Genomic DNA, 20,667 nt, shown 5'->3' with positions numbered 1-20,667 from the left:
ATTGGCTACTTCTTAAAACTAACTATGTTATTATAGCGCATATCAAGAAATTCACCAAAATAACTTGGAGAAATAAATATGTTTAATTAGTCAGCAAGCAATTCCTTTGCCAAGTAGAAGCAACCATAAATTCCAGCATTATCACCATTACCAACTGAAACAATGTATTTGTCCAAGTCAGGTACAGCTAGATAATCATGCAATTGCTCTGCAAATGATTCACGTACCATTGGCAACAAAATTTCACGGTGTGGTACACCACCACCAAATACAATACGTTCTGGACGTAGTGTGGCTGTATATGTCATTGCTGCTTGAGCAAGGTAGTAAGCTTCAATCTTCCAAGCCAAGTGATCATCAGGCAACTCCTTAGCAGAAACACCCCAGCGTTCTTCCATTGCAGGACCAGCAGCTAGACCTTCTAAGCAACGATCATGATGGAATGGGCACAAACCTTCATACGTATCTTCTGGGTGCTTAGCCATAACAATGTGACCTGCTTCAGGATGTGAATAACCACCAACGAATTGTCCGTTAGCAATAATACCAGCACCTACACCAGTTCCAACTGTTAGATAAACAACGTTTTCAACGTCTGAAGCTGAACCAGAAACATATTCTGCATAACCAGCTGCATTAACATCAGTTGTCCAGTAATATGGTATATCGCGCCATTCTTTCATAGCACCTAGGAAATCGTAACCTGACCAACCACGCTTAGGTGTATCTAACACGTAACCATAAGTTGCACTTTCTGGTTTGATATCAATAGGACCAAATGAAGCAATTCCAATGGCAGCAATATCTTCATATTGATCAAAAAATTCTTGAACCTTTTTTACAGTTGTTGCACCGTCTTCTGTCGGGAAGCTTTCACGAGCAACAACTTCTTCAGGGTCTTCTTCTGGGGCAACAGCCACCACAAACTTAGTTCCACCTGCTTCAATTGCACCTAATAATGCCATTTGGCAATCCTCCTATGAGTTAATCATTAATTTTAATTTTCATTCTAAAAGTATTTTAATCTAAACCAACTTCAATTGCAAACGTTTTCACAAGCGAATACGAAACTATTGTACAAACGTTTACTCAAAAGAGCTTTATAGCGCCAAACTAACGAATTAAAAATAAAATAAAAAACGCCTATCTAGCGCGTTTTAGATAGGCGTTTTTATAGTATGGACGTCTCATTACTCCACAACATTTTGAATATGTCCCTATTATAACGTATTCTCCCTAAAAATGGCGAATTACTTTTTTATTAAGCGACGATACATCCAAATTGTTAGCAAATAATAAATTAGGTAAAGCACTAAAATACCTGTTAGTGCGGGACCGAAACCAAGATAAATATTTTGTGCGCCACCCATCAAAGGTGCAAACATTTTTAGACCAAAGACAACATCTAAAATACCAATAACCATCGGTACACCGAATAGAATGCCAATATCAGTTGCGATCGTATGCGTAATTTGCTTTTGACTTGTACCAATCATTGCCAAAACGCGATAACGTTGCTTATCTTCAGCAACACCAGATAAGGTCTTAAACATCAATGTAGCTGCTAGCATCGCTAAGAAACCAATTCCTAAGAAGATTCCCATAAATTCAACACCGCCAAAGACTCCCTTTAGTTGTTGATAGGTTGCATAGGCTCCCGTAGCATACTCTGGCTTTACATTATCCTTTGCTTGAACATCCGCATTATGTTGTAATACCTTTTCATTGGCTAGCATATCTGAAACTTTGATAAATTGAATGGTTTTCGCCGTTCCTTGTGCTGCCATTTCTGATTGATTTTGTGTAACAACAACTTTAGCACCATATTGCTTATTTAAGATTTGATTTCCAATTTGCTCCAATGAATATTCAGCATCAGTACTCTTGCGCATTTCATCACCAGTCATCCACTTTGTACGACTTGATGATCCATTAGACCCAAAATAACGCACTGGTAATTTATTTTGATTAAACTCATCACCGTCAAAATAAATCGTATTATCTTTTACGACATAGTGATATTTTTGTTGCCAAGTAACATCTTTTAAATCGGCTGTATTAACTTTATCAGTTGTATATGCGGCTGTCATTGGATATGAAATTTCAGCTTGGTGTGGCAACATATGATAGTAACCTTGACCAACTGACATGGCACCCAAAGCTAGTGCAAACATAATCGCAATTGATGACAACATACGTTGATAATCAAGTAACCGGAATGACAATTGACCATTCACGAATAGTCGTAAGCCACGTAAACTAAATGATGATTTACGAATCCAATTTGTCAGCATCTTTAATGTTCGACTAACAAACCAATAAGTTCCCCAAACATTAAGAATCAAAATAATGACAAGTCCTTGCATCCCCAAATGATTCATTTGTGGCATTAACACATAACTACCAATCAACAAGGCTAAGCCGATTAAACCAAATAACATATCACGTTTTGGATTTGGCTTAGATTGTTTAACTTGCTTATTAGCCGTTAACAATGTCAACGTGTCTTGTTTCTTTAAACGACGGCGGTTATAAAGACCATTTAAGAAGAATAGTACAGCAAAGAAAATCAATGTAATCACAACTGATTTCATTGAAATCGATTGCCAATGCGTTAATTCTACGCCTAGTAAATTAATCAAATAGGTACTACTTAGTGAAGTCAATGCAAATCCTAGAATGATTCCAATAATCGTAGCGATAATACCGATACTTAAAGTTTCACGCATTAATAGCGAACTAATTTGTTCCTTAGTTGCACCCAGCATTGACATGAGACCATAATCAGCTTGTCTTAATCGTAGTAAGAAGCTATTCGCGAAATTAAGGTAAACAAACGTAATAATACCTAACAGAACTTCACCAATATTAAAGATAAACGATATTTGTGAAATCATTGAATTTGATTCCAAAAATGCTTTATTGTTGGCCATCGCACTAAACATGTAAAAAATAGCCGCTGAGATAATCAAACCAACAAACAAAACAATATAATCACGCCACTTTGATCGGAGTGATTTTAAAGCAATTCCAAACATATGCCCCTCCTACTAATTAAAATTGCCTAATTCAGACAATACTTGTTGATAAAAGACTTCACGTGGCTGATTTTCACGATTAATCGTTTTGGTAATTTGACCATCATTTAAGAATAAAATTCGTGAAGCAAATGAAGCGGAAAAAGCATCGTGGGTAACCATAATAATTGAAATGCCTTCATTAGCATTAATTTCTGTCAGATAATTCATCATCTCACGGGCATTTTCTGAATCAAGGGCACCAGTTGGCTCATCCCCAAAAATTAGTGATGGATTGTGTACCAATGCTCGTGCAGCACCGACACGTTGTTGCTGCCCACCAGATAATTCACTTGGATACTTGTTTAAGTATTCTTCAATATGCAACATTTGAGCGACTTTTTGCACCGCTTGTTTAATTTGTTTTGGTGCTACTTTTTGCAAAGTTAGTGGTAAACTAATATTTTCTTGCACCGTCAAACTATCAATCAGATTATAATTCTGGAAGATAAATCCCATATCTTGGCCGCGAAACTTTGACACTTCCTTGTCTGATAGTTGCCAGATATCTTTATTATTAATTGTTACGGTACCTGAGGTAGGTGCCATCAAGGTAGATAAAATATTTAGTAAAGTTGACTTACCAGATCCAGAAGGGCCCATAATAGCCACAAATTCCCCTTTGTTCACAGAAAATGATAAATCATGTAAAACATCTTGTTTTACACCTGCTGTACTCAAATAACTCTTGTTTAACTGATTAGCAATTAGTAATGGTTCAGTCATAGTTCTTCTCCTAGTGTTTACTTTAATTATTTCATTTATGTTACAAGCAATACTATACACAATCTAATATCATGTTGTCAATTAATTTATTTAATTTACTCAAAAAAATCGGCTGCTCAAAGCAATTATGCTTTAGCAACCGATTTATTTGTTTTATACTTCAGGCAATTTGACATCTTTTGTTGAAACAAAATGCAACTTATCTATAAAAATGTACTTCATCAAAAATGCCAAAGCGATTGGCACCACGAAGAATGCAATCACAACACGTAACCCAACATGGCCACCTGTCGACTCATTTAAAGCAGTAATTGGACCAATAAATCCTGACATACCAAATCCTGCTGAAAATGGCGTACCGGCCATTTTTAACAAACTCGAAACACCACCTGAGATGGCTGATGCAACAGTCACTGGTACAAATAACTTAGGTTTAGAAATCATATTAGCCATTTGAATTTTAGGTGAACCCATGAAGTGGGCAATAAATAAGCCCCATGAATTTTCTTTCATACCCATGATAGCCAAGACCAATGATGCAGTCACAATACCACTATTAGCTGCACCTGAGCCAACACCGGCTAAGCCAATTGCAGTTGCAATACCAACCGATGAAAGTGGTGAAACAATCAAAATTGCAAATAACATACCTAGCAAGATGCCCATCACAAGTGGGACCGTATTTGTTGCAGCTTCAACAACTGACCCAATAGCATTTTGAATCGCCACCATAATTGGCAAAGTTAACAAACCTAAACCACCACCAATGACCAAAACGGCAAGTGGTTCGAAGACTGCTCGTAATTGGCCTAACAACTTATGCGAAGCGATTGTCACTAAACTAGCCATTAAAGTCGTTAGCATAATATTTAAAATAATACCTGATCCACTAATAACAAATTGACCACCATGGTTTGTGACAACACCTGAAGCAATAAATGTCGCTAATGCCATTGAAGCACTTTCAATGGTCCCAAATCTCAATAATGCACCGACTGCAAAAGCTGCAATCAAAGGTAGTGCACTTTGCGCTAAAGATACCATCATGTTTAGTGTTTTTACAATTTCTATTTGCGGCATCGCTGCCAATAACTGACTAATTAGTGCTGCTGGAATTAGCGCAACAATAATTCCACTAGCGTTACCATTTAAAATGGCCATTCCAAATTCTCGTTTAGTTAACTTCTCCATATTCATCCACCTTTTTAGTAAATTGATATTCCTACTACCTTATCCAATGATGTTAAATTTATGTAAAACACAAAAAACCGGGCATTTTACATCAAAATACCCGGTTCCTCATAAAGTACAATTTAATTAATCAACTAAACTGTTATCTATTTGGTTTCGGATATTTTTTTATCCGAAACCTAGCAAAAATGCTTTTGGTAATTTCGGATAGTCACCTAAAAAACCAAAAGTAATACTTCGTTTCAGTTGTTAACGTCATATTAATCACCATTCTTGCTCCTTTGCTTAATTGATAATTATTATTCTAATATATTTATCATTTTTGTCAACACTTTTTAATTAAATAAAAAAACGCCGTATATCTACGACGTCTAGTACACTAATAATTGTACTAAGCAGCCAGCTATTACACTGACTACCACGGGGAATAGGTACAGTATAGACGTTAATTACTAAATATGCTAATAATCTGTTTTTTAATTATTTTATAATAAAAAAATCGTATTGCGTATCCGCAAAACGATTTGGTGTGGATGACGACCCACAAAATATTTTTTGATTGTGAAAGCGTTGATGTTGATATTGAGTCGTCTCATCACCCTCTTACTGCTCGAATCATTTTATAATTACCATTCTCATATTTTCTGAAGGAGAAGAGTTTTCAGCAAGTTTTTTGAGATTTAATGATAATTCGAACAGTAAGAGTGAAATGCGACATATCAACTTAACGGTCCCCATTCCGTTAAATTACTTCAAAATCATGTGTCCTGTATACGTTCCCCCGTATCCTTAGCACATATACTATTGTAAGCGTTTCCATTAAATTTGTAAACCTTTTTTTAGAAAAAGTATCATTTTTTGGAACAGCTTTATCATCATATTTATTATATATTCCTATTCAATTAAAGAAGTATTAAAAAAAGGAGCATTAGCATTTATACTAACACTCCTCTTTCCTGTTTAATTATTGCTTATTTAGCATACTCGATAGCACGCGATTCACGAATAACTGTCACTTTAATGTGCCCTGGATAATCTAAATCATTTTCAATCTGATTACGAATATCACGAGCCAATACAGTTGCTTCAATATCAGAAACAGCTGCTGGTTCTACAATAACACGAACCTCTCGGCCTGCTTGAATAGCATATGATTTTTCGACACCATTGAACTCGTTTGCAATAGCTTCTAGCTGTTGTAGACGTTGGACATAGTTTTCCAAAGATTCTGAACGTGCCCCTGGACGTGCTGCTGAAATTGAATCAGCTGCAGCAACCAGTACGGCAATCACAGACTCGGGTTCTACATCACCATGATGCGAAGCAATCGAATTAATCACGACTGGACGTTCTTTGTATTTAGTTGTTAATTCAACACCTAATTCTACGTGTGAACCATCTACCTCATGATCAATAGCCTTACCAATATCGTGTAACAATCCTGCGCGCTTGGCAAGCGTAACGTCCTCCCCTAACTCGGCTGCCAACAAGCCAGTTAGTTTTGCGACTTCTATTGAATGAACAAGGACATTTTGTCCATAACTTGTTCGATAATTCATCCGACCAACTGTTTTCACTAGATCTGGATGCATGTTGTGAATACCAAGATCAAAGATAGCTTGTTCACCCACCTCACGAATATGTTCGTCCATCTCTTTTTGAGACTTCTCAACCATTTCTTCAATACGGGCTGGATGGATACGTCCATCAGCAATCAATTTCTCCAAAGTATTCTTAGCAATTTCACGACGAACCGGATCAAATCCACTCAATACAACAGCTTCTGGTGTATCGTCGATAATTAAATCAATACCAGTTGCTGTTTCAAGTGCACGAATATTACGGCCTTCACGACCAATAATACGACCCTTCATATCATCATTAGGAAGTGTCACAACTGAAACCGTAGATTCAGCTACCATATCAGCAGCAGAACGTTGAATAGCACTAACAACTAAGTTCTTAGCACGCTTATCTGCCTCTGCACTGGCTTGTTCTTCACTATCCTTAATCATCACGGCACGTTCAGCTACAAGAGCCTCTTCAGTCTCAGATAAAATACGATTACGTGCATCTTCACGAGACAAATTAGCTACTTCAACTAACTTATCTTCTCGTTCAGCAACTAACTCTTCAGCACGCTTCTGCTTATCATTAACACTTTGTCGTTGATGATCTAACTTTGTTTCCTTGCTCGAAATGACCTCCTCGCGCTTTTGCAACGAAGCATCTTTTCGATCCAAAACAGACTCACGACTTACCAAACGATCTTCTTGTGATTTTACTGCTGAACGGCGTTCCTGTAATTCACCTTCAATACGTTGTTGATAAAGTTGGCTTTCATCTCGTGCTTCAACTAGAGCGTTCTTTTTTAATTGCTCAGCATCATTAGCAGCTTGACTCGTTATGTCTGTAGCGGTTTGATGTGAAACAGTTAGTGTATGGTTAATTCTCGTCTTAGCCACCTGATAACCAACTGCAGCACTAATTACGATTGCGACAAGCAACAACAGGATGATCAAAAATATGTTCATCTTGTTTCTCCTGTCTAGAGAGTTGACGTTTATGTCAAATCAATAGTGTTTTTTTGCGCTTAATAACACATATTTAATTTTAGGCTTTTACACAAAATAAGTCAATGCAACTGACCGCTATTGTAAACAACAAAAAAGCGCCACATCAACATTTTCATGCTGACATAGCGCCCATTTAATTTACGAATCTGAATTATTTCTTAATTTTTAATTTGTAATCGTAAAATGTAGGTCATTACAAGGCGAATAACTACAGAAATAATTGGTGATATATACAACCAAGGTGAAATAAATATACCTAATCCAGCTGCTAATAATAACAAAATGACAACTGGCAAACTTGACCAACGTAACATCTTTTTATTGATTTGCATTAGCTTATCAGCAGTCGCCCAGACCTTTTTTAATTCGTTAATGTTTTGCACATGAATGTCCGCATTAATATCCGACCGATTCACTGCAACTGTAATCACATTCGGATCGTCAGGCAAATTATCTTGATTGGTCACAAACATCATATTATCTTCAGCTAACCAATCATCTATTTGTGCCTGTTTTTCAACTGGCGTCAAATCGGTCTTTAATTCAGTTAATGACGACATTAAATGTTGTAATGGTTCAACTGCGCCAGAAGTATCTCCTGAGGCAATTTTCATGGATAAGTGACGTTCAATCAAGAAATCATTCAATGAAAGCAATGACTTTTTTAATGTGCCACCAAAAGTCATAACACCAATAACATGCTTATCATCAAGGATATAGCTGACTGAATTTCCTAATTCTTTATACGTAGCCAAAGCGGTTTCATCAACATCGTAACCTTCTGCAATAGTTTCAGCAGCTGACAATATCGCTAGGCGTTGATTAAAAATCACGCCTCGAACCCCAGCATCTGGTACAAGTTCAGGTTCAGAAACTTCTGACGGGAAAACTGTATGTGCTTCTGCATAATCGATAATAGCCTTTGATAATGGTGATGAAGGTGTAGCTGACACTAACCCAGTTGCAATGCCTAAAATATCGAAATCACTATAACTTGGATCTAATGACAATACTGAATGAATTGTAATGCGGTTTTCTGTTAGTACCCCACTCTTTTCAGTAATAATTGATGACACCTTAGGTAACTTTTCAATCATCCGTACATCTTTAAAGTTAATACCTTGCTCTGGTAATGCTTCTAGACTCTTTTCACGATGCCAACCAGACCATAGTGCGGGCCAATTTGCATCTGCAATGACTAACACAGAAACCATAATCGTTAAGCCATATGCCCAACTAGCCGTTAACCCAAAGAATAACAAAGCGTAAATTGCCAAAAAGATTGTCGCAATATTTAAGCGACGAGCTGTTTTTTTCATAGGTTCATTAACAATGATCGATAAGGTTTCGTTTTGCAACAAACCAAATGAAATCATTAATAACGACATCCCCAAAAATAATATTGGTAATGTCATTGTCGACATGACATGATCTTTTAAATTAATTAAATACAACCACAAGACCACTAGGTACCAAATTGTTTGACCTAAAATTGGCAACCATAACGTCACCATCTTCATTTGTTTTTGTTGATATAATGCTTGCTTAACCACACGGTCATCTAAATATACAACCATAACAGCCCCTACGCCAAATAGCGTCATAATTAAATGGCTGATATGTGTTGTCACTAATGGCGTAGTACCTAAGAAGGTTGGTAGAAAAATAGCACTTACCAACGCCAAAATGAACATCACTATCGCGTATTGATAATATCGGATTTTACGTATCGGCATAATTTAAACCTCTCACATACTTACAAAAGTCATTAATACAAAAATAACCGTGTCCAAGGACACGGTTATCTATAAAAAGGAGATGGAGGGATTCGAACCCTCGCGCCGGTTTCCCGACCTGACGGTTTTCAAGACCGTTCCCTTCAGCCAGACTTGGGTACATCTCCATAAATTGCGGGTGTAGGATTTGAACCTACGACCTCCGGGTTATGGGCCCGACGAGCTACCAGACTGCTCTAACCCGCGATAATATTAAGATATGACATCACAGATGCCTAAGGAGATAGGGGGATTCGAACCCTCGCGCCGGTTTCCCGACCTGACGGTTTTCAAGACCGTTCCCTTCAGCCAGACTTGGGTATATCTCCAAAATCACAATTGCTTAACGCAACCACAAGAAACATCTTACCTCTTTAATTGAAACATGTCAATATTTTTATGAAATTAAAATCATCAAACAACCACTATTTTTTTGTTTATTTTATGATTTGAGAAAAATAAGATTAATTTTTTGTTTACAAAAACACCTTAATTCGGGTACTATAATACCACATTAACCCTCATATAAAAAATAATTTATTGTGCGTAGGCTATACAAAGTCAACGCACAACTATCTTTTGCGGAGGAAACATGCTTGGATTAATCGGGTTAGCTTTTATAGTACTAGGAATTTTTGTTTCAATCTTAGGTAATACACTTCCCCTCATTCGCTTATATTTTGGTGATAAAAGTGTTATTACACAAATTATTTGGGGTGTCATTTTATTTGCAATTGGCGCTATTATTTTAATTTACAATGCTATTCGTATGTAAAAAATGAGGTTGGAAGAAAAAGTTCCAGCCTTTTTTACTAAAATTATTTGAATTGTAAGCCTGTAAGTTTTATAGCATAAACGCGTTCACAAAAGCTAAACCTTCAATATAACGGATTTGCCCGCTTTATGGTCTGGCGACCGCAAAACAGCCAAACACCATTACACACCAAATACAACCCGTCTTTGTTCTCGCGCTCAATTTTTAACTTGTCGTGATGCGAACGAAGGGAATCGAACCCTCACGGTATTTCTACCACAGGATCCTTAATCCTGCGCGTCTGCCAGTTCCGCCACATTCGCTTATTTACTAACATATTCATACATGTTAGCAAATATTAACTAGCTATGCAATAACTATCATAATACCCTTTAATTAGGTTCTACCATAGTTAAGCCAATCCTCTGCCTTTTCCTATCAATTTCAGTTACCCAAGTCGTCACAATATCGCCTACAGCAACAACACTATGTGGATTCTTTACATGCTGTTTTGATAATTTAGAAATGTGCACCAAACCATCTTCATGCACACCAATATCAACAAAGGCCCCAAAATCCACGACATTGCGTACCGTACCTTGTAATTGCATACCTACCTTTAAATCATCAAGGGTCAACACATCCGACCGTAAAGCAGCCATTGGTGCATCATCACGTAAATCGCGACCAGGTTGAATTAGCGAAACAATAATATCATGTAAAGTCGGATACCCAACATTGATTGATGTCGCAAATGACGGTGTATCAAACTTCCTGAGGACAGTTTCTGATTGCGTACCCAATGTCGTAATCCCGGCTGCTTGGCACACTTCTTCAGCTATTTTGTAAGATTCCGGATGAATATCAGTATTATCTAAAGCATTCTTACCATTTGGAATTCGTAAAAATCCAGCGGCTTGTTCAAAAGCTTTTGGTCCTAATTTAGCTACCTTCTTTAACTCATTACGTGATTGAAAACGGCCATGCTCATTACGATAAGTAACAACATTATTCGCAATTGTGGTTGTAAGTCCCGCAATGTGTGTCAATAATTGTGGAGAAGCCGTATTTAAATTCACTCCAACTTTATTAACGGCATTTTCTAATACATGATCTAGTTCCAATGATAATTCTTTGGTTGGTAAATCATGTTGATACTGTCCAACACCGACTGCTTGCGGATCAATTTTAATTAACTCAGCCATTGGATCTTGTAAACGACGTGCAATTGAAATTGCGGAACGCTGTTCTACTGGTAATTCAGGGAATTCAGAACGCGCAATATCACTCGCTGAATATACCGATGCGCCCGCTTCATTAACAACAGCGTAACGTAACTCTGGTAAATCATGCTTAATGATATTGGCAATAAATTGTTGTGACTCACGTGAGGCCGTTCCATTACCAATAGCAACTAATGACACATTATATTGCTTAACTAACCTGACAATGGTGTCTCGTGCACCTTGTGGATCATATTTCTGGGCCTTGTGAGGATAAATAACAGCTTTATCTAAAAACTGACCAGCTTTATCAACAACAGCTAATTTAGAACCTGTTCGAATACCAGGATCAAACCCTAATACAATCTGACCACGTAAAGGTGCTGCCATTAATAAATGATACAAATTTGTCCCAAAAACTTTAATCGCATCATCGCTGGCTTTTTTAAACAAGTCTTTCCGAATTTCACGCGTAATTGCGGGTTTAATAAATCGTTTATAGGAGTCTGTGGCTGCCTCATTTAAGATATCAGCAGCATCCCCAGTTTTATGCCCCACTAATCTAAATTTAAAATAGCGATTAATGGCGTCTTCATCAATGCTGATATTACCAGATAAAACACCTTCACTTTCACCACGATTAATTGCTAAAATTTGATGATTCTGTACTTTCTTAAGTGGTGTATCGAAATCATAATACAACTCAAATACACCTTGCCCATCTTTATTATCAGCACCACGCTTCTTTTTTGCGGTCAAATGACCATTTTTATACGTAAACTGACGTACCCAGTCACGTAAGCCGGCATTTTCACCAATCACTTCCGCAAAAATTTCATGAACGCCTGCTAAAACGTCCGCAACCGTTTCTAATCCTTTTTCAAGATTAACATATTGTTGCGCAACTTTTTTTAAATCTTCATTTGGAAATGTTTGGACTAGCTGTGCAAACGGTATTAAGCCAGCTTCTTTAGCAAGAGTTGCTTTTGTTTGGCGTTTTTTCTTATATGGTAAATAAATATCTTCGACTTTTTGTAATGAATCGGCATCTACAAGCGCTTGTTGTAGATTTTTCGATAACATACCTTGCTCGTCGATTGCCTTATACACCGTTTGCTTACGACTCTGTAACTCAGTTAATTGCTTAGTAGCAGCTTGAATGTCTCTAATTTGTACTTCATCTAAATTTCCCGTTGCTTCTTTTCGATAACGCGCAATAAAAGGTACAGTATTACCATCTTCAAGTAAATTATTAACCGCTTTTACTTTTTTAATTGGCAATGATAAATTCTTCCCAACTGTTTGCGCAATATCAATTGTCAACAAATCAGTCATCTCATCTAAATTCGTCATATTATACAGTCACCGTGCTAAAGATCCGTTTGATTTGGGCAAAAAACTTGTCTAGATAAGCATCTTGATCGCTCTCTGATTGTCTAAACGCAGCTATATCTACTTGCTTATTAGTGGTATCTAATGAATCGGCCATAGCTTGTGTGGCAGTCACATAAGAACCAAATAATTGTTGCAAATTTTTATGAGAACCCATAAATCGTACAGGAGCAGCCATCTGATTAATTTTAATGGCAACGTCTTGATAAACTTCAACCGTATTCTCAAATTCAGTTGCAATCTCAATAAAGTCTTCATTTGACATTTCTGATAACTTTTCTGATTTTAAAGCTTCATCTAATTTTTCAAAAAAGGGAGCGACCGCACTACCTGCTTCTTCAATACTTTGTAAATAATTGCTTAACGAAACGCCGTATTGCTTGTCCGTCATAAACTTCTTTTTAGCCATAATTCTCTCCTTAATAATAAAAAGACTAGGAAAAGTTCCCAGCCTTTATCTCTTTAATTAAGGCTCTATACTTTTTAGCGTGAAAGTAAAAATTTCACGCTTTTATTTTGCTCTTTTTCACAATTAAAAAGACACCAATAAAAATACCGGCGTAAAATATAGTTGTCCACACAATAAGAAACGAGGTATTTATCGATGTCTATAAATGATTCTATCTTAAATTCAGTTGGTTTGACAGATAAAAATATCAATTTTTTAATTTCTAATGACGGTACTTTTAATGAGGTGGTTCCTAAAGGACATGATCATCACTTAGTATTGCGCTATCGTGCAAGTTTAAATACACTGCCTGAACGTTGCCCTAGCTGTGGTTGTCCCTTGTTAGATAACGTTTATTTAAATGGTAAAGATACAGCCGATTATCAATTACCCACAGCTAATGGTTTTGAACAAGTACTATCCGTTAAAAAACAGCGTTATCAATGTCGTAATTGCCTTAAAAGTTTAATCGCTCAATCATGTGATTTTATGCCACGTTCTAAGATTACACGTCCATTACTTTATCAAATTATCGATTTGGCTAAACGTGATATTTCTGAAAAGGAAATTGCACACATCTTACATTTATCTACTAGTAAAATTAATCGCTTAATGAATAATGCTGCTGAAGCCTATCAAACTAACTACGAGCGTGCTTTGCCTAGTGTCATTTGTGTTGATGAAATTCGTTACGCTAAAAACCAATTTAGTTTTGAAATGATTGATGGCCAGACCAGTGATTTAATTGAACTATTTTCCAAACGAACTGGTCCTAAAATTAAAAAGAACCTTTCCAATTACGCCCTAGCTAATCGAGAGAATGTTCAATTTGTTATCACCGACATGAATGCAAACTATCAAACACCTTTACGGACAATGTTTCCCAATGCTCAATTGATTATTGATCGTTTTCACATTATTCAACTGGCTTTAAAAGCTGTTCAAAGTACACGTATTAATTTACAACGTAGTTTAGATAACCATAAAAGTCGTATCTATAAACTGCTCAAAGCAAACTGGCGTTTCTTTATTACAGATGAAAATCGTTTAAACTTCCAACAGGCACGCTGGTTTAGAGGTATTAACGAATTTATGTACCCACAAGATGCATTACGATTAGTATTTGATATTTCTCCCAACTTCAAACAGACTTATGAAGTCTATCAAGCTGTTTTAAATTCCCAACGTCATCGTGCCTTTGAAGACTTTCAAACAATTTTAGAAAACTATCAATTTAACCATTCCGCAATGGATTCAGTTATTAGTAGTTACAAAAAGAATTTAAAAGGCATTAAAAATGCCTTCCTAAACAACTACTCAAATGGTCGTATGGAAGGCATCAATCGTCGTATTAAGCAAATTAATCGTACATCTTATGGCTTTCATAGTTTTAAAGCTTACGCTTTAAGAATTCGCTTTGAACTATTTAATCACCATGCATTACAAAATACTTTTAATTGCTTATTAATAAGCAAAAGGCCCATAAATCCGATGTAGTTAACATCAAATTTACGAGCCAATTTCACAAACTCAATTAGACAATTTCATGATTTTCACGCTATTTGCAATTGAGCCTTAATTAATTATATAAATTACTAAACCTGATTACAAATTATATAACATTTATTATGCATTCAACGTATCAATTAGAGCGTACTTACCGTCACGACGCTTATAGACAACAGAAGGTAAATCAGTTTCTGCATCTAAGAAAATAAAGAATTCGTGGCCCAAAAGCTCCATTTGAAGAACAGCTTCTTCAGCATCCATTGGCTTTAATTCAACATGCTTCTTACGAACAATGTTCAAACTATCCTCAGGTTCATCCTCAACTTCTGGTTCAAGCATAAAGTCAGTATTTGCTAATCCCTTAAATCCCTTTTCACGAGACTTACGGTTTACCTTAGTCTTGTACTTACGGATTTGACGTTCCAATTTTTCAGAAACAAAATCGACAGTTTGGTACATATCCGTTTGTGTATCTTCTGCACGTAACAACAAATATGGCAATTGAATAGTTACTTCAGTCTTAAAAGTACCTTCTTTATATGAACGGACATTAACACGAACAATATACTTAGCTTCCGTGTTTAAGTAACGCTCTAGGCGTGAAATACGCTTTTCGATGTACTCTGCCATTGCATCAGTGATTTCAATGTTCTCACCACGTACCTTAAATTCTAGCATAATTCTGTCTCCTGTCTGACTAAATTCGCAAGATATTAATCCCCAAAAAATCTATATCTCGCCCTACCTAGGGTTTAAATTTGTATCCCTTCGGTAACTATATTGTAACACATTAATAACAAAAAAAGAAAGCGTTATCATTGAATAATTAACACTATCGAGCTAAAGTCAATGACATCACATCTTTGGCTCCTGCATCTAATAAACATTGTTTTGCATGCCGCAAAGTACGTCCCGTTGTGTAAACATCATCAACCAAGCAAATCACTTGACCACTTACTTCAGAAGAAGAAACGGCTAATTGAAATGGTTGTACTGTCCTTAAACGTTCGTGACGACTCTTATGTGACTGTTTCTTTTTTATAGCATAGCGACATTCTAATAATTCTGCAAATTTTATGCCTTCTAACCAACCAACAACCTGATTAAAACCCCTTTCCTTATATGTCTCGATAGTAATAGGAATCGGTACAAACTTATCTGCTTGGGTTGCCAGTAATTTTTCCTGGATCAACTCTTTAAAAATATTTCGTAAATGGTAAGCACCACCAAATTTATAACACTTAAAGTATTCTTTCATTTTTAAATTATACTTAAACAATGCTTGGTTGCGTAGTTTAGTATGCCCTTGCTCAAACCATTTTAAACAATCATTGCAGTATTCAGATTCAGTATCAATTTGACATTCTAAACAACCTGAAGCTCCATCAATGTTTTCAAATTCTGCCCAACAATCATCACATAACAGAGACTTCTTACTTTTCGAGAAACTGATTAGCATATTTAACGTCATTGGTTGTCGTATCTTTTTTTGACATAATTCACATTTCATATTTTTTACCCAACATATTTAAATAATTTATTTCAGACATTGCATCCACAATCTGTCTATTTTTTTCACATAAATAGACCATGATAGTTCCTGTTGGCCGTTCCAAACTACGTCCACAACGACCTGCAATTTGAATAAGTGCTGTCGTTGTAAAAATTGATTCGTCTCCGCCTAAAATGACCACATCAATACCTGGAAATGTCACGCCACGCTCTAATATGGTTGTTGTGATTAACCCATCTAGACTTCCTTCACGCATTTTTTGAACCTTCTCTAGGCGTTGATTATCTGATGAATAAGTGCCTAATACATTCAACTGACAATTTATTAATTGCGTCATAACATACTGGACATCTTTTATTTCAGGAACAAAAAGTAAAAATTTTATATTTAATTTTTTTAGTTTTAAAACATGCTTAATCAGTTTGTTTGGCAACTTTGTGCGCCATTTTTTTATGAAGCTAAGCGTCAAGTTCGGTAGTGGCTGGCCATGAAAACGCCGCGGTAATATTGAAACAACGACATTGTTTTTCTTAACGAACTTTCTTAATTTATAATTTAAAGTTGCTGTCAAATAAAAATTAACACCTGTACTTTTCAAGGCATGTTGGGTAGCACTTTCTAAAAACTTATTGCCAGAATATGGAAATGCATCGGTTTCATCTATAACCATAACATCAAAAGCTTTATTAAAATGTATTAGTTGATGCGTAGTTGCAATAACTAACTGGGTATAGTGGTACTGATCATCACTATTAGCGTATAAAGCAATTGTCGGCACGCTAAATGCTGCTTTAATGCGTTTATATAGTTCAATAACAACATCCACTCGTGGCGATACGACTGCAATCCGTTTACCTTGTTTAATAGCTTGCGTTAACATTGGAAACATCATTTCTGTTTTACCTGCTCCCGTTACGGCATATGTTAAATGAGTTGTTCCTTCATTTAATGCTTTAATCTGTTGATTAGCTACTTCTTGTTGTAAAGCTGTTAATTCCCCTTGCCAAACACATGGTTCTATAATCCTATCAAACTTGTTAGGCTCAGCTATGGTCACTAAATAATCATTACTCGTAATTGTTCCCAATTTTGCACACATCCAACAATAAGTTGTTTGATCAGGTAATTGCCAATTATTTAAAATTTTACTTTGGCAACGCCCGCAAGTTTTATTTTTAATCGCTTGTTCAACTTTAGCATCTTGGGGTAAATGAATTAACTCATCTGAATTACAAACAATATACCGTCCATAAAATAAGCTATCTTCATAACTCATGTTGTACTTAATTCCTTATTTTTATTTATAAAGACGCAACATTAACTTTTATGTACAAAAAAAGACTCACATTTTACTGTGAGTCTTTCTTCAATTGCATCGCGACGTCCTATCCTCGCAGGAGGCGATCCTCCAACTACTTTTGGCGCTACTGAGCTTAACTGCTGTGTTCGGTATGGGAACAGGTGTGACCTCAGTGCCATCATCACGACACGTATTTATTGAGTGAACTTAGTTCTCTCAAAACTGAATCATAATTAAATTTTCTTGCCTTACACCACTTGCTACTTGGTTAAGTCCTCGAACCATTAGTACTAGTCCGCTCCATACGTCACCGTACTGCCACTTCTAGCCTATCTACCTTATCATCTATAAGGGGTCTTACTTCATTACTGAATGGGAAATCTCATCTCGAGGCGAGTTTCACACTTAGATGCTTTCAGCGTTTATCTCATCCGTACATAGCTACTCAGCGATGCTCCTGGCGGAACAACTGATACACCAGTGGTACGTCCACCCCGGTCCTCTCGTACTAAGGGCAGCTCCTCTCAAATTTCCTACGCCCGCGACGGATAGGGACCGAACTGTCTCACGACGTTCTGAACCCAGCTCGCGTACCGCTTTAATGGGCGAACAGCCCAACCCTTGGGACCGACTACAGCCCCAGGATGCGATGAGCCGACATCGAGGTGCCAAACCTCCCCGTCGATGTGGACTCTTGGGGGAGATAAGCCTGTTATCCCCAGGGTAGCTTTTGTCCGTTGAGCGATGGCCCTTCCATGCGGAACCACCGGATCACTAAGCCCTACTTTCGTACCTGCTCGACTGGTAAGTCTCACAGTCAAGCTCCCTTGTGCCTTTACACTCTGTGAATGATTTCCAACCATTCTGAGGGAACCTTTGGGCGCCTCCGTTACTCTTTGGGAGGCGACCGCCCCAGTCAAACTGCCTGCCAGACACTGTCTTCCACCACGCTTAGTGGTGTGAGTTAGAGTGTTCATACAACGAGGGTAGTATCCCACGTGTGCCTCCATCGAAACTAGCGTCCCGATTTCTACGGCTCCTACCTATGCTGTACAAGCTGCACAAACACTCAATATCAAGCTACAGTAAAGCTCCATGGGGTCTTTCCGTCCTGTCGCGGGTACCCCGCATCTTCACGGGTCTTTAAATTTCACCGAGTCTCTCGTTGAGACAGCGCCCAGATCGTTACGCCTTTCGTGCGGGTCGGAACTTACCCGACAAGGAATTTCGCTACCTTAGGACCGTTATAGTTACGGCCGCCGTTTACTGGGGCTTCAATTCGTACCTTCGCCGAAGCTAAGCACTCCTTTTAACCTTCCAGCACCGGGCAGGCGTCAGCCCCTATACGTCATCTTACGATTTTGCAGAAACCTGTGTTTTTGATAAACAGTCGCCTGGGCCTATTCACTGCGGCTCAGCTTGCGCTGAGCACCCCTTCTCCCGAAGTTACGGGGTCATTTTGCCGAGTTCCTTAACGAGAGTTCACTCGCTCACCTTAGGATGCTCTCCTCGACTACCTGTGTCGGTTTGCGGTACGGGCAGGTAAACACTAACTAGAAGCTTTTCTCGGCAGCGTGACATCACAGACTTCCCTACTTTATTTCGGTCCTCATCACAACTTGTCCTATAAGAAGCAAGCATTTAACTCACCTCAAGACTTATTGCTTGACCCAGCATTTCCAATCGCTGGGATCTGTTAGCCTTCTGCGTCCCTCCATTGTTCAAACATGTTCACCTGGTACAGGAATCTCAACCTGTTAGCCATCGACTACGCCTTTCGGCCTCGCCTTAGGTCCCGACTAACCCTGGGAGGACGAGCCTTCCCCAGGAAACCTTAGTCATACGGTGGACAGGATTCTCACCTGTCTTTCGCTACTCATACCGGCATTCTCACTTCTAAGTGCTCCACCAGTCCTCACGGTCTGACTTCACTGCCCTTAGAACGCTCTCCTATCGCGCCACTTACGTGGCACCCGTAGTTTCGGTGGTGTGTTTAGCCCCGGTACATTTTCGGCGCAGAATCACTCGACTAGTGAGCTATTACGCACTCTTTAAATGGTGGCTGCTTCTGAGCCAACATCCTAGTTGTCTATGCAACTTCACATCCTTTTCCACTTAACACACACTTAGGGACCTTAACTGACGATCTGGGCTGTTCCCCTTTCGACAATGGATCTTATCACTCACTGTCTGACTCCCGGACATACGTGATTGGCATTCGGAGTTTATCTTAATTTAGTAACCCGAGATGGGCCCCGCATCAAAACAGTGCTCTACCTCCAACACGCTATCTTCCGAGGCTAGCCCTAAAGCTATTTCGGAGAGAACCAGCTATCTCCAAGTTCGATTGGAATTTCACCGCTACCCACACCTCATCCCAACATTTTTCAACATGTACGGGTTCGGGCCTCCAGTGCGTTTTACCACACCTTCACCCTGGACATGGGTAGGTCACCTGGTTTCGGGTCTACAACAACATACTTAAGCGCCCATTTCAGACTCGCTTTCGCTACGGCTCCGGGCTTTCCACCTTAACCTCGCATGGTATCGTAACTCGCCGGTTCATTCTACAAAAGGCACGCTATCACCCATTAACGGGCTCTAACTTGTTGTAGGCACATGGTTTCAGGAACTTTTTCACTCCCCTTCCGGGGTGCTTTTCACCTTTCCCTCACGGTACTGGTTCACTATCGGTCACTAGAGAGTATTTAGCCTTACGAGATGGTCCTCGCAGTTTCCGACCGGATTTCACGTGTCCGGCCGTACTCAGGATCCTACACGGGAGTTTGCTTACTTTCACATACGGGGCTATCACCCTGTCTCGCTCAGTTTCCCAACTGATTCTGTTAATAAACAAATTTGTAACTCCACAACGGTAGTCCTACAACCCCAGAGTGCAAGCACTCTGGTTTGGGCTACTCCGCGTTCGCTCGCCGCTACTGACGGAATCGATTTTTCTTTCTGCTCCTGTTGCTAATGAGATGTTTCAGTTCACAACGTCTACCTTCGTTTAGCTATGTATTGACTAAACGATAACTTGCATAACAAGCTGGGTTCCCCCATTCGGAAATCCCCGGATCAAAGCTTACTTACAGCTCCCCGAGGCATATCGGTGTTAGTCCCGTCCTTCATCGGCTTCTAGTGCCAAGGCATTCACCATACGCCCTTAATAACTTAACCGAT

General features: G+C 38.3%; 13 protein-coding genes, 4 tRNA genes and 2 rRNA genes. 2 read left to right on the top strand and 17 right to left on the bottom strand.

Going from position 1 to position 20,667, the window contains the following annotated elements; all coding sequences use genetic code 11:
* Positions 1 to 86: 86 nt before the first annotated feature.
* The 9 genes from ACSYSF_RS01160 to ACSYSF_RS01120 all read right to left on the bottom strand — a co-directional run bounded on the left by ACSYSF_RS01160 (position 87) and on the right by ACSYSF_RS01120 (position 9,674).
* Positions 87 to 965 carry an ROK family protein gene (locus tag ACSYSF_RS01160; RefSeq protein WP_489867909.1) on the bottom strand — a complete coding sequence of 293 codons (879 nt, stop codon included), beginning with the start codon at positions 963 to 965 and terminating at the stop codon, positions 87 to 89.
* Positions 966 to 1,250: 285 nt separating this feature from the next.
* A complete protein-coding gene (locus ACSYSF_RS01155) occupies positions 1,251 to 3,038 on the bottom strand; it encodes an FtsX-like permease family protein (protein ID WP_489867908.1) in 1,788 nt (595 codons plus the stop codon).
* Positions 3,039 to 3,050: 12 nt separating this feature from the next.
* A complete protein-coding gene (locus tag ACSYSF_RS01150) occupies positions 3,051 to 3,803 on the bottom strand; it encodes an ABC transporter ATP-binding protein (protein WP_489867907.1) in 753 nt (250 codons plus the stop codon).
* Positions 3,804 to 3,956: 153 nt separating this feature from the next.
* On the bottom strand, positions 3,957 to 4,994 hold the full coding sequence (locus ACSYSF_RS01145; protein WP_489867906.1) for a PTS sugar transporter subunit IIC: 1,038 nt from the start codon (positions 4,992 to 4,994) through the stop codon (positions 3,957 to 3,959).
* Positions 4,995 to 5,965: 971 nt separating this feature from the next.
* Entirely contained in the window at positions 5,966 to 7,528 is a 1,563-nt protein-coding gene (gene rny / locus ACSYSF_RS01140) for a ribonuclease Y (protein WP_489867905.1), read from the bottom strand.
* Positions 7,529 to 7,728: 200 nt separating this feature from the next.
* A complete protein-coding gene (locus ACSYSF_RS01135) occupies positions 7,729 to 9,306 on the bottom strand; it encodes an HAD family hydrolase (RefSeq protein ID WP_489867904.1) in 1,578 nt (525 codons plus the stop codon).
* A 77-nt stretch (positions 9,307 to 9,383) separates the two neighbouring features.
* A tRNA-Ser gene (locus tag ACSYSF_RS01130) sits at positions 9,384 to 9,473 on the bottom strand.
* Between the two features lie 5 nt (positions 9,474 to 9,478).
* Positions 9,479 to 9,552 (bottom strand) — tRNA-Met (locus ACSYSF_RS01125).
* A 32-nt stretch (positions 9,553 to 9,584) separates the two neighbouring features.
* Positions 9,585 to 9,674: transfer RNA gene (locus ACSYSF_RS01120), tRNA-Ser, on the bottom strand.
* Between the two features lie 263 nt (positions 9,675 to 9,937).
* Here ACSYSF_RS01120 and ACSYSF_RS01115 point away from each other — a divergent pair.
* Positions 9,938 to 10,120, top strand: a complete 183-nt coding sequence (locus ACSYSF_RS01115) for a hypothetical protein (RefSeq protein ID WP_489867903.1) — start codon at positions 9,938 to 9,940, stop codon at positions 10,118 to 10,120.
* A 218-nt stretch (positions 10,121 to 10,338) separates the two neighbouring features.
* Here the strand turns inward: ACSYSF_RS01115 and ACSYSF_RS01110 are convergent.
* The 3 genes from ACSYSF_RS01110 to ACSYSF_RS01100 all read right to left on the bottom strand — a co-directional run bounded on the left by ACSYSF_RS01110 (position 10,339) and on the right by ACSYSF_RS01100 (position 13,123).
* Positions 10,339 to 10,422, bottom strand: a tRNA-Leu gene (locus tag ACSYSF_RS01110).
* A gap of 69 nt (positions 10,423 to 10,491) precedes the next feature.
* The gene (locus tag ACSYSF_RS01105) at positions 10,492 to 12,675 is read right to left on the bottom strand and encodes a Tex family protein (RefSeq protein WP_489867902.1); all 2,184 of its coding nucleotides are present in this window, start codon (positions 12,673 to 12,675) and stop codon (positions 10,492 to 10,494) included.
* A gap of 1 nt (position 12,676) precedes the next feature.
* Positions 12,677 to 13,123 (bottom strand): hypothetical protein, encoded by a 447-nt coding sequence (locus ACSYSF_RS01100; protein WP_489867901.1) that lies wholly within the window; start codon positions 13,121 to 13,123, stop codon positions 12,677 to 12,679.
* 195 nt (positions 13,124 to 13,318) lie between these two features.
* Between ACSYSF_RS01100 and ACSYSF_RS01095 the strand changes: the two genes are divergently transcribed.
* Positions 13,319 to 14,659 (top strand): ISL3 family transposase, encoded by a 1,341-nt coding sequence (locus ACSYSF_RS01095; RefSeq protein WP_489867045.1) that lies wholly within the window; start codon positions 13,319 to 13,321, stop codon positions 14,657 to 14,659.
* 129 nt (positions 14,660 to 14,788) lie between these two features.
* Here ACSYSF_RS01095 and hpf read toward each other — a convergent pair whose 3' ends face one another.
* The 5 genes from hpf to ACSYSF_RS01070 form a co-directional block, all read right to left on the bottom strand.
* Positions 14,789 to 15,349, bottom strand: a complete 561-nt coding sequence (gene hpf / locus ACSYSF_RS01090) for a ribosome hibernation-promoting factor, HPF/YfiA family (protein WP_489867900.1) — start codon at positions 15,347 to 15,349, stop codon at positions 14,789 to 14,791.
* Between the two features lie 154 nt (positions 15,350 to 15,503).
* Positions 15,504 to 16,142 (bottom strand): ComF family protein, encoded by a 639-nt coding sequence (locus tag ACSYSF_RS01085; protein ID WP_489867899.1) that lies wholly within the window; start codon positions 16,140 to 16,142, stop codon positions 15,504 to 15,506.
* 28 nt (positions 16,143 to 16,170) lie between these two features.
* Positions 16,171 to 17,460, bottom strand: a complete 1,290-nt coding sequence (locus ACSYSF_RS01080; protein WP_489867898.1) for a helicase-related protein — start codon at positions 17,458 to 17,460, stop codon at positions 16,171 to 16,173.
* Between the two features lie 96 nt (positions 17,461 to 17,556).
* Positions 17,557 to 17,673 (bottom strand): 5S ribosomal RNA (gene rrf, locus ACSYSF_RS01075).
* Positions 17,674 to 17,748: 75 nt separating this feature from the next.
* Positions 17,749 to 20,664, bottom strand: a 23S ribosomal RNA gene (locus ACSYSF_RS01070).
* Positions 20,665 to 20,667 lie beyond the last annotated feature (3 nt).

It is taken from the genome of Weissella sp. ESL1139, assembly GCF_058506735.1.
The sequence above is the reverse complement of the archived record's forward strand: the minus strand, read 5'-3'. Positions and strand labels throughout refer to the sequence as shown.

Excerpts from the sequence above, each read along its gene's own strand:
- ACSYSF_RS01160 (WP_489867909.1), bottom strand. The coding sequence starts at position 965 with ATGGCATTATTAGGTGCAATTGAAGCAGGTGGAACTAAGTTTGTGGTG.
- ACSYSF_RS01155 (WP_489867908.1), bottom strand. The coding sequence starts at position 3,038 with ATGTTTGGAATTGCTTTAAAATCACTCCGATCAAAGTGGCGTGATTAT.
- ACSYSF_RS01150 (WP_489867907.1), bottom strand. The coding sequence starts at position 3,803 with ATGACTGAACCATTACTAATTGCTAATCAGTTAAACAAGAGTTATTTG.
- ACSYSF_RS01145 (WP_489867906.1), bottom strand. The coding sequence starts at position 4,994 with ATGGAGAAGTTAACTAAACGAGAATTTGGAATGGCCATTTTAAATGGT.
- rny (WP_489867905.1), bottom strand. The coding sequence starts at position 7,528 with ATGAACATATTTTTGATCATCCTGTTGTTGCTTGTCGCAATCGTAATT.
- ACSYSF_RS01135 (WP_489867904.1), bottom strand. The coding sequence starts at position 9,306 with ATGCCGATACGTAAAATCCGATATTATCAATACGCGATAGTGATGTTC.
- ACSYSF_RS01115 (WP_489867903.1), top strand. The coding sequence starts at position 9,938 with ATGCTTGGATTAATCGGGTTAGCTTTTATAGTACTAGGAATTTTTGTT.
- ACSYSF_RS01105 (WP_489867902.1), bottom strand. The coding sequence starts at position 12,675 with ATGACGAATTTAGATGAGATGACTGATTTGTTGACAATTGATATTGCG.
- ACSYSF_RS01100 (WP_489867901.1), bottom strand. The coding sequence starts at position 13,123 with ATGGCTAAAAAGAAGTTTATGACGGACAAGCAATACGGCGTTTCGTTA.
- ACSYSF_RS01095 (WP_489867045.1), top strand. The coding sequence starts at position 13,319 with ATGTCTATAAATGATTCTATCTTAAATTCAGTTGGTTTGACAGATAAA.
- hpf (WP_489867900.1), bottom strand. The coding sequence starts at position 15,349 with ATGCTAGAATTTAAGGTACGTGGTGAGAACATTGAAATCACTGATGCA.
- ACSYSF_RS01085 (WP_489867899.1), bottom strand. The coding sequence starts at position 16,142 with ATGACGTTAAATATGCTAATCAGTTTCTCGAAAAGTAAGAAGTCTCTG.
- ACSYSF_RS01080 (WP_489867898.1), bottom strand. The coding sequence starts at position 17,460 with ATGAGTTATGAAGATAGCTTATTTTATGGACGGTATATTGTTTGTAAT.